Source organism: Pseudomonas sp. 5P_5.1_Bac1, from assembly GCF_025466015.1.
Classification (GTDB): Bacteria; Pseudomonadota; Gammaproteobacteria; order Pseudomonadales; family Pseudomonadaceae; genus Aquipseudomonas.
Map to the genome: position 1 here is coordinate 36254 of NZ_JANLNX010000081.1, position 13895 is coordinate 50148.

11 protein-coding genes are annotated in these 13895 nt (G+C 63.7%); 2 read left to right on the forward strand and 9 right to left on the reverse strand.

What is annotated here, in order from left to right:
• Positions 1 to 70 precede the first annotated feature (70 nt).
• Complete coding sequence (locus tag NTD82_RS16600; RefSeq protein WP_262129491.1) at positions 71 to 973, forward strand: DMT family transporter; 903 nt, start codon at positions 71 to 73, stop codon at positions 971 to 973.
• Positions 974 to 1005: 32 nt separating this feature from the next.
• Complete coding sequence (locus NTD82_RS16605; protein ID WP_262129492.1) at positions 1006 to 1926, forward strand: class I SAM-dependent methyltransferase; 921 nt, start codon at positions 1006 to 1008, stop codon at positions 1924 to 1926.
• Positions 1927 to 1989: 63 nt separating this feature from the next.
• Here the strand turns inward: NTD82_RS16605 and NTD82_RS16610 are convergent, their stop codons facing one another.
• The 9 genes from NTD82_RS16610 to gcl all read right to left on the reverse strand — a co-directional run bounded on the left by NTD82_RS16610 (position 1990) and on the right by gcl (position 13697).
• Complete coding sequence (locus tag NTD82_RS16610) at positions 1990 to 4005, reverse strand: mechanosensitive ion channel family protein (RefSeq protein WP_262129561.1); 2016 nt, start codon at positions 4003 to 4005, stop codon at positions 1990 to 1992.
• Between the two features lie 125 nt (positions 4006 to 4130).
• Positions 4131 to 5132: a sulfate ABC transporter substrate-binding protein gene (locus NTD82_RS16615; RefSeq protein WP_262129493.1), complete on the reverse strand. Its 1002-nt coding sequence runs from the start codon at positions 5130 to 5132 to the stop codon at positions 4131 to 4133.
• Positions 5133 to 5223: 91 nt separating this feature from the next.
• A complete protein-coding gene (locus NTD82_RS16620; protein WP_095157012.1) occupies positions 5224 to 6048 on the reverse strand; it encodes an ion transporter in 825 nt (274 codons plus the stop codon).
• A gap of 110 nt (positions 6049 to 6158) precedes the next feature.
• On the reverse strand, positions 6159 to 7025 hold the full coding sequence (locus NTD82_RS16625) for an urea transporter (protein ID WP_262129494.1): 867 nt from the start codon (positions 7023 to 7025) through the stop codon (positions 6159 to 6161).
• 156 nt (positions 7026 to 7181) lie between these two features.
• A complete protein-coding gene (gene pyk, locus NTD82_RS16630; RefSeq protein ID WP_262129496.1) occupies positions 7182 to 8597 on the reverse strand; it encodes a pyruvate kinase in 1416 nt (471 codons plus the stop codon).
• Positions 8587 to 9867 (reverse strand): glycerate kinase, encoded by a 1281-nt coding sequence (locus NTD82_RS16635; protein ID WP_262129497.1) that lies wholly within the window; start codon positions 9865 to 9867, stop codon positions 8587 to 8589. The genes pyk and NTD82_RS16635 overlap by 11 nt, the downstream gene beginning before the upstream one ends.
• A gap of 162 nt (positions 9868 to 10029) precedes the next feature.
• Positions 10030 to 10923, reverse strand: a complete 894-nt coding sequence (locus NTD82_RS16640; protein WP_262129498.1) for a 2-hydroxy-3-oxopropionate reductase — start codon at positions 10921 to 10923, stop codon at positions 10030 to 10032.
• 160 nt (positions 10924 to 11083) lie between these two features.
• A complete protein-coding gene (hyi, locus tag NTD82_RS16645; RefSeq protein WP_095157017.1) occupies positions 11084 to 11866 on the reverse strand; it encodes a hydroxypyruvate isomerase in 783 nt (260 codons plus the stop codon).
• Between the two features lie 55 nt (positions 11867 to 11921).
• Positions 11922 to 13697 carry a glyoxylate carboligase gene (gcl, locus tag NTD82_RS16650; RefSeq protein ID WP_095157018.1) on the reverse strand — a complete coding sequence of 592 codons (1776 nt, stop codon included), beginning with the start codon at positions 13695 to 13697 and terminating at the stop codon, positions 11922 to 11924.
• Positions 13698 to 13895: the final 198 nt, after the last annotated feature.

The following is a 13895-nucleotide window of genomic DNA, read 5'->3' on the forward strand; positions in this document are numbered from 1 at the left end:
CCTGATTAATCCCATGGAATGGCCTCGCGCACCCTCGGCATACTTTGTCACATATTCCCGGAGGTGAGTGATGGACAGTTCGATACGTCGCGGTTCGCTGGAAATGATTGGGGCCATGTTGATTTCCGGGACCATTGGCTGGTTTGTGCTGGTGTCCGGGCAGCCGGTGCTGGATGTGGTGTTCTGGCGCTGCGTGTTCGGCGCCGGCACCTTGTTGCTGATCTGCGCGGCCATGGGCTTTCTGCGCCCGGGCATTCTCACCCGCGCCACGTTCGCCCTGGCGGTGCTGAGCGGGGTGGCCATCGTCGGTAACTGGGTGTTGTTGTTCGCCTCCTATTCGCGGGCGTCCATCGCCATCGGCACGGCGGTGTATAACGTGCAGCCGTTCATGCTGGTGGGGCTGGCGGCGGTGTTCCTCGGCGAGAAAATCACCGTGCCCAAGCTGTTCTGGCTAGGGGTGTCGTTTGCCGGGATGCTGGCGATCGTCAGCGCCCACGGCAGCCAGGGTGAGAGCGGCGGCGAGTACCTGCTGGGCATCGCCCTGGCGCTGGGCGCGGCGTTTCTTTATGCGGTGGCGGCGCTGGTCATCAAGCGCCTGAGCGGTACACCGCCGCACCTGATCGCGTTGATTCAGGTCAGCACCGGCATCCTGTTGCTGGCGCCGTTCGCCAACCTGGGCGGGCTGCCCGATGGGCGCGCGGAGCTGGGTAGCCTGGTGACCCTGGGGATCGTCCACACCGGCCTGATGTATGTGTTGCTGTACGGCGCGATCCAGAAATTGCCCACCGCGCTGACCGGCGCCTTGTCGTTCATCTACCCGATCGCCGCGATCCTGGTGGACTGGGTCGCCTTCGGTCATCGCCTGCAACCGCTGCAATGGCTGGGCGTGGCGGCGATCCTGCTGGCGGCCGCGGGGATGCAGCGTGGCTGGTGGTTCAAATCCGCCACCCGCGGGCGCGGTGCGAGGGCGTAGAATACGCCGCTTTAGCTCAACGACTGCCCGCCATGACCGCTGCCATCGACACCCTGCATCAACACCTGCTCACCGCCCTGAACCCGCCGCCGGCCGAGACCCGGCGGCTGTTCCACGGGCGCGGGCGCTGCTGGCCGGGGTTGGAGCAGATCACCGTGGACTGGCTACAGGGCGTGCTGCTGGTGTCGCTGTTCCGCGAGCCGCCTGAAGGTCAGTTGGCCGAATTGGAAAACCTGTTGCGAACACTTGCCGCCAGCACGGATTGGCCGGGCGGGGCGGTGCTGATCCAGCACCGCTACCTGCCGGAAAGCCCGGGTCAGTGGTTGTTGGGCGAAGCCTGCGAAACCCGGGTGATCGACGAAGACGGCCTGCGTTATCAACTGGACCTGGGCCTGAAGCAGAACAGCGGCCTGTTCCTCGATATGCGTTACGGCCGGCGCTGGGTGCGCGAGCAGTCGGCGGGCAAGCGGGTGCTGAACCTGTTCGCCTACACCTGCGGGTTCTCGGTGGCGGCGATCGCTGGCGGCGCCGAGCAGGTGGTCAACCTGGATATGTCCCGGGCGGCGCTCTCGCGGGGGCGGGACAATCACCGGCTCAATGGTCACGACCTGGCGCGGGTCGGTTTTCTCGGCCACGAACTGTTCAAGTCCTGGGGCAAGGTGCGCAAAGGCGGGCCGTACGACCTGATCATCATTGATCCGCCGACCTTCCAGAAAGGCAGCTTCGCCCTGACCCAGGATTACGCGAAGATCCTGCGGCGCCTGCCGGAGCTGTTGACCGAGGGCGGCACGGTGCTGGCGTGTGTCAATGATCCGGCAATCGGGCCGGAGTTCCTGATCCAGGGGATGGCCGAGCAGGCGCCGCAGTTGACGTTTGTCGAGCGGTTGGAGAATCCGCCGGAGTTTCCGGATGCGGATGTGGCGGGTGGGTTGAAGGCTTTGGTTTTTCGGTGACTGTCGGGGCCTCATCGCTGGCTTGTCGGAGTGCCGAACCGCAGCGATGAGGCTTCCAAAAACCTACTGAGCCGGATCCCCAACCCTGGCCGGCACCGGGTTGTACTGGGCGAAACTCACATCGTCCGTCTGGTCCACCAATTTCTTCAGCCGCTCATTGAACGCCCGGTTCACCGCGTACTGCCCGCCCGAGGTGGTGCGGAATTGCGCGGTCAGGGTCATGCCGTTGAGGTTCATGCTGTCGACCCCGAACACCTGCAACGGCCCTTGCAGGCTGTGCCGCAGGATCGGGTCTTCGCTGATCGACTGGCCCACTTCGCGGATCAGTTTCAGTGCGGTGTCCACATCCGTCTCATAGCTGAACTGCACCGAGAAGAACGCGTAGGCGAACTGCCGTGACTGGTTGGTGACCGCCTTGATCTGGCCGAACGGCACCGAATGCACGAACCCTTTGCCGTCGCGCAGGCGCAGGGTGCGGATGGTCAGGCTTTCCACCGTGCCGGCATGGCCCGAGTCGAGCACCACCCAGTCGCCGATGGCGATGGTGTCTTCGATCAGGATGAACAGCCCGGTGATCACGTCCTGCACCAGTTGCTGCGAACCGAAACCGATGGCCAGGCCGACCACCCCGGCACCGGCGAGGAACGGCGCGACGTTGATCCCCAGGTTGGCCATGGTGGTGATGGTGCAGATCACCACCAGCACCACTTTGATAGCGTTGCGCAGCATCGGCAGGATGGTCCGCGTGCGGGTGCTGGGCTGGCGTGTGGCGCGGCGGCCGGGTGCAGGTTTCAGCGCTTCCTGGATCGCGGTGTCGATCACCACCCAGAGCAGCCAGGTCACCAGCAGGATCAGGCCGATGCTGCTCAGCGAATCGCTGATGGCCCGGCCGAAGCTGTTGCGCAGGGCGAAGTCCAGCACCGAGAAGCCCCAGATCCGTCCCAGCAGTTCGATGAAAATCACCGCCATGGCGATGCGCAACAAGGCGTGGGCGAGGCTGAAGAGCAATTCCTTGTAGGGCCGCAGGCGTTGTTCCGGGTTGCGCGGCGGGTTGAGGAAGTGCTGCAGGGTGATGCTCAGGAACACACTGCCGATCAACAGCACGGTGGTCAGCAGGGCTTTCTGCAAGGCGCGCTGGCTTTCTTCGCCCGCGCCGATCAGGTTGATGGCCGAGACCATGATCATCATCAGGATCGGCAAGTACCAGATGGCCGAGAAAATCCGCAGGGTTTCCTGCACGGCGCGGTGTTGCAGGCGGTCCTTGAGGCTGCGGTTGCGGATCAGGTGCGCCACCGGGCGGCGTGAGCGCAGTACCACCACCGCAAAGGCCAGGGTAGCCAGCAGGCCCGTTACCACGGCGATACTGCTGGTCAGGTTGCCGCCCAGTTGGCGGGCGATTTGTGGGCTCGTCAGGGCGTCGCTCCAGGCGGCGAGGAAACCGATCAGAAACAGCGGACGTGGGGCCGCCTGGCGAATGATCCGCACCGCCGTGCGTTTGTGGCCGACATCGAAGAGGGTGATCAGGCACAGGATGATGGTGGTCGAGAAAATACCGCTGCTGGTGGCGTAGGCCAGGCTCATGCCCAGGGCGCGGCCTACCGAGGGGTCCAACTGGCGGGCGACGAACAGCGCGGCGGGCAGGCTGATGATGGCGGGCAGCGTGTAGGGCAACAGATAGCCCAGCAGCTTTTGTGGTCGGGGGCGATTGCGCAGCAGTCGGGAGCCCTGGCTGGCCCGCGCGGCGAGCCGCCCGAGGTAGCCGAGCAGGGCAAATACGGCGGCCCAGGTGGCGGTGAGCATCAGGAAATCCCAGGTCATTTCCATCAGGTCGCCGGCGTCATGGCGAGTGACCAGTTGATCCACCTCCTTGGCCGCCCGGTCGGTGCGCAGGCGCCAGGCATCGAGCAGGTGGTGGTCGATGTTCAGTTCCTGGGAGACATCGTCCAGCCCACTGGCAAGGGTGCCGAGCAACCCACCCTGAACCACGGGTTCGGATTCGGCGGGTTTTTCTTCGGTGAGGGTGGACAGCGGTCCGGCGGCCAGCGCGGAGGAACCGAGCAGGGCGCAGAACAGCAGCATGAGTACGGATCGGAACACGGGCTACTCCTTCGGCCGGGGGGTGACGGAAAGGGTAGACAATGATCGGCGGGGGATTACTGCGAGGAATTAGGGAGGGGGCCTGAAGACAGGCCCCTGACTACCGATTACTTGCCGGTATAGATCTGGTCGAAGATGCCACCGTCATTGAAGTGGGTCTTCTGCACGGTGCGCCAGTCACCGAAGGTTTTCTCGACCGAGAGGAAGTCGACTTTCGGGAAGCGGTCGGTGTACTTGGCGAGGATCGCCGGGTCACGCGGGCGCAGGTAGTTGTTGGCGGCGATTTCCTGGGCTTCCGGCGACCACAGGTATTTCAGGTAGGCCTCGGCGGTTGCGCGGCTGCCTTTCTTGTCGACCACCTTGTCCACCACGCTCACTGGCGGCTCGGCCTCGGCGGAGACGCTCGGGTAGATCACTTCGAACTGATCACGACCGAATTCGCGGGCGATCATCTCGGCTTCGTTCTCGAAGGTCACCAGCACGTCGCCGATCTGGTTGGTCATGAAGGTGGTGGTGGCGGCACGACCACCGGTGTCCAGCACCGGCGCCTGCTTGAACAGCTTGCCGACGAAGTCCTTGGCCTTGTTCTCGTCGCCGCCGTTTTTCAGCACATAACCCCAGGCCGACAGGTAGGTGTAGCGGCCGTTACCCGAGGTTTTCGGGTTGGGCACGATCACCTGGACGCCGTCCTTGAGCAGGTCGGGCCAGTCTTTCAGGGTTTTCGGGTTGCCCTTGCGGACGATGAACACGGTGGCCGAGGTGAACGGCGCGCTGTTGTTCGGCAGACGGGTGACCCAGTCGTTCGGCACCAGTTGGCCGTTGTCGGCGAGGGCGTTGATGTCGGTGGCCATGTTCATGGTGATGACATCGGCAGGCAGGCCGTCGATCACCGAGCGCGCTTGCTTGCTCGAACCGCCGAAGGACATCTGCACGGTGATCTTCTCTTTGTGCTCGGCTTCCCAGTGCTTCTGGAACGCGGCGTTGTAGTCCTTGTAGAAATCACGCATCACGTCGTAGGAGACGTTCAGCAGTGGGGCCGGGGCGGCCTGGGCGAAGCTGCCCACGGCCAGGCTCGCGGCCAGCAGCGAGGCACTGAAGAGTTTTTTCACTGTGCATTCCTTGTTGGAGTTAATTGACGGCATTGTGCCAGCGACTATAGCCAAAGCGCCTTAGGCACAAAAAGATTAAAAGCTGCTTTGCTTATTCCTCTTTCCTGAACAACGCGTTGCCACAGCGCGAGCAGAATGCCGCGCCATGTTCGTGCTGATTCTTGCGACACACCGGGCAGTCGTGACGCAACTGCTCGCCGCGCATCGCATTGGCCAGTTCGGCGGTAAAGATACCTGTGGGCACGGCGATGATCGAGTAACCGGTGATCATCACCAGCGAAGAAATGACCTGCCCCAGCGGCGTCTTCGGCACGATATCGCCGAAACCCACGGTGGTCAGGGTGACGATGGCCCAGTAGATGCCCTTGGGAATGCTGGTGAAGCCGTGCTCGGGACCTTCGACGACGTACATCAGGGTGCCGAATACCGTGACCAGGGTGGAGACGCTGACCAGGAACACGATGATCTTCTGCTTGCTGCCGCGCAGGGCGTCGAGCAGGTAATGGGCCTGCTTGAGGTACGGGCTGAGCTTGAGCACGCGGAAGATCCGCAGCATGCGGATGACCCGGATGATCAGCAGGTACTGGGCGTCGCTGTAATACAGGGCGATGATCCCCGGCACGATCGCCAGCAGGTCCACCAGCCCGTAGAAACTGAAGGCGTAGCGCAGCGGCTTGGGCGAGCAGTACAGGCGCATCAGGTATTCGACCAGGAACACGGCGGTGAAGCCCCACTCGATCCCGGCCAGCAGCCCGGCGTAGCTCTGGTGAACTTCGTCGATGCTGTCCAGGATCACGATGACCAGGCTGGCGAGGATGATCAGCAGCAGGGCGGTGTCGAAGCGGCGGCCGGCGACGGTGTCGGTTTGGAAGATGATGACGTAGAGCTGCTGGCGCAGGCTCTGAGGGGTGTTCATGAGGGGATGTGTTCCAGGCGGGTGGTGCCGGGAAGCCTAGGGGGCTGGCCGGGAGTTGTGCAAGTTTTCAGGGCCTCATCTCGGCTTTGCCGACGATGAGGCCATGAAGCTCAGCCCAAAGCTACTGTCTTCACCTTGCGAAACCCACCCAGCCGCACCATCCAGCACGCCACGATAAACGGCGCGGTCAGCCCCGAAATCGGCAGCAGGTTGAACAGCGGCTGTACGGCTATCGCCAGGACGATGGCCAGCAACGGTTTCCACGGCTGGGCGCGGGTGCCGCTGAAGGCGAGGGCGGCCAGCGCTGCATTGAAGCCATAAAGGCCCATGTAGGCCGCAGTCGCTTCACCGCCCACCAGCGCGACGCTGCCGCCAATGGCGGCGCCGACAAAGGCCCAGGCCGCCGCGTAGCGGTCCGACAGCAGCAAGCCAAGGGCAATCAGCAGGCCCGCCAACGGCTGATCCAGCAGGAAGATCTGCCCCAGCCCCCGCGCCAACGCATCCAGCGGGTTGGCCGGGACCGGCGCATTGGCGACCGCCGCCGGATCGGCGATGACCAGCAAGGCCCAGCCGATCAGCACGAATGGCAAGGTATAGGCCGGCAACAGCACGGAGCCACCGCGCTTGAGCCACTGGTGCACCAGCATGCTGCTGAGCCCGGCCGCGGCGATGATGAGCGGCGCGAGCAGCGATGACCACGGCAACAGGTAGCTGAACAGCAGGCCGATCAGCACGCCGTTGTAGCTGTACAGCCCGGCTTGGCGGTCGGCGCGGTCGTAACCGCGGCGCTGGGCCACCAGCAACCCGGAAAGGGCACCCAGCAGGGCGCCGCCGAGCAGGTGCGGGGCGGTGAGAAGTATGGCCAGCAGGCAGCACAGGCCGCACAGCGGATTACGCTGCAGCAGCACCTGACTGAAACCGTTGAGCAAGGCGGTCGCCCAGTCGGGGCAGGGGTTAACTAGATTTTTGGTGTACATGGCAGTAGGTCTGAGTGAAGTGGGTCGCCTCTTTGGGCGAATCTTTTCCCACGGTTTAGGGGTATTTCTTTTTTAGGGCTCTGGATCGCGGAGCAAGCCCGCGGCCACAGATTCACGCGGATGAATCGGCGGCCGCGGGCTTGTCCCGCGAAGACGTCAAAGCAGGGTTTCGATACGCAGCGAGTTAGTCGATCCCGGCTGGCCAAAAGGCACACCGGCGGTGATCAGCAAGGTGTCGCCACGGTTGGCCATGCCTTGGGCCTGGGCGATTTCCAGCGCGGTGGAACACACCTCGTCGACCTGGCGCAGGCGATCGTTGACCACCGAGTGCACGCCCCAGACCACGCTCAGGCGCCGCGCGGTAATCAGGTTCGGCGTCAGGTTGAGGATCGGCGCCCGTGGCCGCTCGCGGGAGGTGCGCAGGGTCGAGTTGCCCGACTCGCTGTAGTTCACCAGCACCGCCACCGGCAGGATGCCGCTGATACGGCGGATGGCGCAGCTTATGGCGTCCGACACCGTGGCTTCGGCCTTTGGCCGGCCAACGTCGAGCTGGGTCTGGTAGTCCGGACCACCTTCCACCTGGCGGATGATCTTGCTCATCATCTGCACCGCTTCGAGCGGGTATTCGCCGGAGGCGGTTTCCGCCGAGAGCATCACCGCATCGGCGCCTTCGCCGATGGCGTTGGCGACGTCGGTGACTTCGGCGCGGGTTGGCGCCGGGGAGAAGCGCATCGATTCGAGCATCTGCGTTGCCACCACCACCGGACGGCCGAGCTGGCGGCAGGTGGCGATGATGTTCTTCTGGATCTGCGGCACGCTTTCGGCCGGCACTTCCACGCCCAGGTCACCGCGGGCAACCATGATCGCATCGCTCAGTTCGGCGATCTCGCGCAGTTTGGTCACGGCCGAAGGCTTCTCGATCTTGGCCATGAGGAAGGCGCGGTCGCCGATCAACTGGCGCGCTTCGATGATGTCTTCAGGGCGCTGCACGAACGACAGTGCGACCCAGTCCACACCCAGTTCCAGGCCGAAGGTCAGGTCGCGACGGTCCTTGGCGGTCAGCGGGCTGAGGTCCAGCACCGCCTGCGGAACGTTGACGCCCTTGCGGTCGGACAGTTCGCCGCCGTTGAGCACGGTGGTGTCGATGGCGTCGGCGTGCTTGGCGGTCACGCGCAGGCGCAGGCGACCGTCGTCCACCAGCAGGTCCATGCCCGGCTCCAGCGCGGCGATGATTTCCGGGTGGGGCAGGTTGACGCGCTGGCCGTTACCCGGCGTCGGGTCGAGGTCCAGGCGCAGGGCCTGGCCGCGTTGCAGTTGCACCTTGCCCTCGGCCAGACGGCCGACGCGCAGTTTCGGACCTTGCAGGTCCATGAGGATGCCCAGCGGGTAGTTGAGCTGGCTTTCCACCTCGCGGATCCACTGGTAGCGCATCGCGTGGTCGGCATGCTCGCCGTGGCTGAAGTTGAGGCGGAAGATGTTGACCCCGGCCTCGACCAGTTGGCGGATGTCGTCGATGCCTTGGGTCGCGGGGCCGAGGGTGGCGAGAATCTTGGCTTTTTTGTCAGGCGTCATGTTGAGCGGTCTCAAGGATGAGGATGGCGCGGAAATCGTTGACGTTGGTGCGGGTCGGTTCGGTGACGATCAACCCGTCGAGCGCGGCGAAGTAGCCGTAGCCGTTGTTGTTGTCCAGTTCGTCCGAGGCCGACAGGCCCAGCGCCTGGGCGCGGGCGTAGCTGTCCGGGGTCATGATGGCGCCGGCGTTGTCTTCCGAACCGTCGATGCCGTCGGTGTCGCCGGCCAGCGCGTAGACGCCCGGCAGGCCCTTGAGGCTTTCGGTGAGGCTCAGCAGGAACTCGGCGTTGCGTCCGCCACGGCCATTGCCGCGCACGGTGACGGTGGTTTCACCGCCGGAAAGGATCACGCAGGGTGCCGGCAGCGGCTGGCCGTGCAGCACCACCTGGCGGGCGATACCGGCGTGGACCTTGGCCACTTCCCGCGACTCGCCTTCCAGGTCGCCGAGGATCAGCGGGCTGAAGCCGGCCTGGCGGGCTTTCACCGCGGCGGCTTCGAGCGACTGCTGGGGCCGGGCGATCAGTTGGAAATGGCTGCGGGCCAGGGCCGGGTCATCGGCCTTGACGGTTTCCGAGGCGGGGTTGTTCAGCCAGTCGATCACCGCTTTTGGCGCCTCGATGTTGTAGCGCTTGAGGATCGCCAGCGCTTCGGCCGAGGTGCTCGGGTCGGCCACGGTGGGGCCGGAGGCGATGACCGTGGCGAGGTCGCCCGGCACATCGGAAATCGCGTAGGTGTAGACGGTGGCCGGCCAGCAGGCCTTGGCCAGACGGCCGCCCTTGATCGCCGAGAGGTGCTTGCGCACGCAGTTCATCTCGCCGATGGTGGCGCCGGACTTGAGCAGGGCTTTGTTGATCTGTTGCTTGTCCGCCAGGGTCAGGCCCTCGGCGGGCAGGGCGAGCAACGCGGAACCGCCGCCGGACAGCAGGAAGATCACCCGGTCGTCGGCGCCGAGGTCACTGACCATTTCCAGCACACGCTTGGCGACGGCGAGGCCGGCGGCGTCGGGGACCGGGTGGGCGGCTTCGACCACTTCGATCTTCGAGCAGCTGGCGCCGTGGCCATAACGGGTCACGACCAGGCCGCGGACTTCGCCTTGCCAGGTACGTTCGACCACTTCGGCCATGGCTGCGGCGGCCTTGCCGGCGCCAATGACGATGACGCGACCGGTGCGGTCGCTGGGCAGGTGTGCTTCAAGGACCTGACGCGGATGGGCGGCATCGATGGCCGTGGCGAACAGGTCGCGGAGAAATTGTTGCGGATCGACCGACATCTCAGGCTCCCAAATCTTATTGTTCTTCAAAATCGAAAACGCCCCTGGAACGGCCTCCGTGCAGGCTGAACCAGGGGCGGTGTTGCGCGGTTGCAACTGCCAGCCACGAGGGTGGAAGGGAACGATGCGCGGACCCTTCGCCGCGCGGCGTGCAGCGCGTGTTTACTTGTCGTCGCGGATCGAGAAGTTGGCCATGTGTTCCAGGCCTTTGATCAGCGCCGAGTGGTCCCAGTTGGCACCGCCGATGGCCGCGCAGGTGCTGAACACTTGCTGGGCGTTGGAGGTGTTGGGCAGGTTGATGTTCAGTTCCTTGGCGCCTTGCAGGGCCAGGTTCAGGTCCTTCTGGTGCAGGCTGATGCGGAAGCCTGGATCGAAGGTGCCCTTGATCATGCGCTCGCCGTGCACTTCGAGGATCTTCGAGGAGGCGAAGCCGCCCATCAGTGCTTCGCGGACCTTGGCTGGATCGGCGCCGTTCTTGGCGGCGAACAGCAGGGCTTCGGCAACGGCCTGGATGTTCAGTGCAACGATGATCTGGTTGGCGACCTTGGCGGTCTGGCCATCACCATTGCCACCGACGCGGGTGATGTTCTTGCCCACGGCCTGGAACAGCGGCAGGGTGCGTTCGAAGGCGTTCGGGCAACCGCCGACCATGATGCTCAGGGTCGCCGCCTTGGCACCGACTTCGCCGCCGGAAACCGGTGCGTCGAGGTAGGCAGCGCCAGTGGCCTTGATCTTCTCGGCGAAGGCTTTGGTGGCGGTCGGCGAGATCGAGCTCATGTCGATCACCACCTTGTTCGGGCCAACGCCTTCGGCGACGCCGTTTTCACCGAACAGGACGGCTTCGACCTGTGGGGTATCGGGCACCATGACGATGATGAATTCGGCTTCCTGGGCCACTTCCTTCGGATTGGCCAGGACCACGGCACCGGCGGCGATCAGCTCGGCTGGCGCGACGTCGTGGTGGGTGGACAGGAACAGGCTGTGACCCGCTTTCTGCAGGTTCTGCGCCATTGGGCGGCCCATGATGCCGGTGCCGATGAAACCGATTTTAGCCATGAGAATTTGCCTCTTTTATTTGTTGAGTTCTGATCGGGGGCGCCGCGCATCCCGTAGGAGCGAGCGTGCTCGCGAAGGCGATGAAGCCGGCGACGGTGTCGGCGCGGCTGAGGTCATCGCGAGCAAGCTCGCTCCTACGGTGATGGGGGTATTGCCGTTTTCAGATAGCGTTATGCGTCTTCAGCCAGCCCAGACCTTCTTCGGTGGTGGTCTTTGGCTTGTATTCCGCGCCGACCCAGCCCTGGTAGCCGATACGGTCCAGGTGCTCGAACAGGAAGCGGTAGTTGATCTCGCCAGTGCCCGGTTCGTGACGGCCCGGGTTGTCGGCCAACTGGATGTGGTTGATCTTGGCCAGGTTGGTTTCAACGGTACGGGCCAGGTCACCTTCCATGATTTGCATGTGGTAGATGTCGTACTGCAGGAACAGGTTGTCGCTGCCCACTTCAGCCTGGATTTCCAGGGCCTGTTTGGTGGTGTTCAGGTAGAAGCCGGGGATGTCGCGGGTGTTGATCATTTCCATGACCAGCTTGATACCGGCGGCCTTCAGCTTGTCGGCGGCGAAGCGCAGGTTTTCGACGAAGGTCTTGCGTACGGTGGCGCAGTCCGGGCCTTGTGGGCGGATGCCGGCCAGGGCGTTGACCTGGGTGTTGCCCAGGACCTTGGCGTAGGCGATGGCGAGATCGACACCGGCGCGGAATTCCTCGACCCGGGCCGGGTCGCAGGCGATACCGCGATCACCCTTGGCCCAGTCGCCGGCCGGCAGGTTGAACAGCACCTGGGTCAGGCCGTGAGCGTCGAGCAGTTGCTTGATCTCGGTCGAGCTGTAGTCGTAAGGGAAGAGGTATTCGACCCCGCTGAAACCCGCGTCGGCGGCGGCCTTGAAACGGGCCAGGAAGTCCTGTTCGGTGAACAGCATGGACAGGTTGGCGGCAAAGCGTGGCATGGTGGTCTCCTTGCTAGGTCGGGCCCCGCACCTGGCGGTGCGGGGCCACGGACGATCAGTCGAGCAGCGAAATCGCGGTTGGCGCGTCGTTGCCGACCAGTGCCAGGTCTTCGAATTCGTTGACCGCGTTGATTTCGGTACCCATGGAAATGTTGGTGACGCGCTCGAGAATCACCTCGACCACCACCGGCACGCGGTGCTCTTCGGCCAGCTTCTGCGCCTTGAGCAGGGCAGGGGCGATTTCTTCCGGCTTGAACACGCGCAGGGCCTTGCAACCCAGGCCTTCGACCACGGCAACGTGATCGACGCCGTAGCCGTTCAGGTCAGGCGAGTTGATGTTCTCGAACGCCAGTTGAACACAGTAATCCATCTCGAAGCCACGCTGCGCCTGGCGGATCAGGCCGAGGTAGGCGTTGTTCACCAGCACGTGGACGTATGGCAGTTTGAACTGCGCGCCCACTGCCAGTTCTTCGATCATGAACTGGAAGTCATAGTCGCCGGACAGTGCCACGACCTTGCGGGTCGGATCGGCCTTGACCACGCCCAGCGCAGCCGGAATGGTCCAGCCCAGCGGGCCGGCCTGGCCGCAGTTGATCCAGTGACGCGGCTTGTAAACGTGCAGGAATTGCGCGCCGGCGATCTGCGACAGACCGATGGTGCTGACGTAGGTGGTGTCCTTGCCGAACACCTCGTTCATTTCCTGGTAAACGCGCTGTGGCTTGACCGGCACGTTGTCGAAGTTGGTCTTGCGCTGCAGGCTCGATTTGCGCGCCTGGCAGTCTTTCAGCCATTCGCCGCGGCACTTCAGCTTGCCGGCGGCTTTCCACTCGCGGGCCACTTCCAGGAACACGTCCAGCGCGGCGCCGGCGTCGGAAACGATGCCCAGGTCCGGGGTGAACACGCGGCCGATCTGGGTCGGTTCGATGTCGACGTGAATGAAGGTGCGGCCTTCGGTGTAGACGTCCACGGAACCGGTGTGACGGTTGGCCCAGCGGTTGCCGATACCGAACACCAGGTCGGATTTCAGCATCGTGGCGTTGCCGTAGCGGTGCGAGGTTTGCAGACCAACCATGCCGACCATCAGTTCGTGATCGTCAGGGATGGTGCCCCAGCCCATCAGGGTCGGAACTACAGGGACGCCGGTCAGTTCGGCGAACTCGACCAGTTTTTCGCTGGCGTCGGCGTTGATGATGCCGCCACCGGCAACCAGCAGTGGGCGCTCGGCGTCATTCAGCAGAGCGAGGGCTTTCTCAGCCTGGACGCGGGTTGCGGCAGGCTTGTGGATTGCCAGCGGCTCGTAGGCATCGATGTCGAATTCGATTTCAGCCATCTGCACGTCGAACGGCAGGTCGATCAGCACAGGGCCTGGGCGGCCGGTGCGCATTTCATAGAAGGCTTTCTGGAAGGCGTAAGGCACTTGGCCCGGTTCCAGAACGGTGGTCGCCCACTTGGTCACCGGCTTGACGATGCTGGTGATGTCGACGGCCTGGAAATCTTCTTTATGCAGGCGAGCGCGCGGCGCTTGGCCAGTGATGCAGAGAATCGGGATGGAGTCGGCGGAGGCACTGTACAGACCGGTGACCATGTCGGTGCCGGCTGGGCCCGAGGTGCCGATGCACACGCCGATGTTGCCGGCCTTGGTGCGGGTGTAGCCCTCGGCCATGTGCGAGGCGCCTTCAACGTGGCGAGCGAGGACGTGATCGATACCACCGACTTTCTTCAGCGCCGAGTACAGCGGGTTGATCGCTGCACCAGGAATGCCAAACGCGGTGTCCACACCTTCACGGCGCATCACCAGAACGGCTGCATCGATTGCTCTCATTTTGCTCATGGTTTTGTGCCTCATTGATTTTGTAATTGTATACAAACTGCTTTTTGCCAGAGTTTATTCATGGGACGCAGTGCTGGTCAATCCATTTTCATCGGCGGTCTGTGCTTTCGTCGAAATGCCGTAAAAAAGGCTTTGGCGACGATCAGGGGCGTGACGTGGAAAATATTGTATACAAAAATATTCTCCATTGTGTTCTAT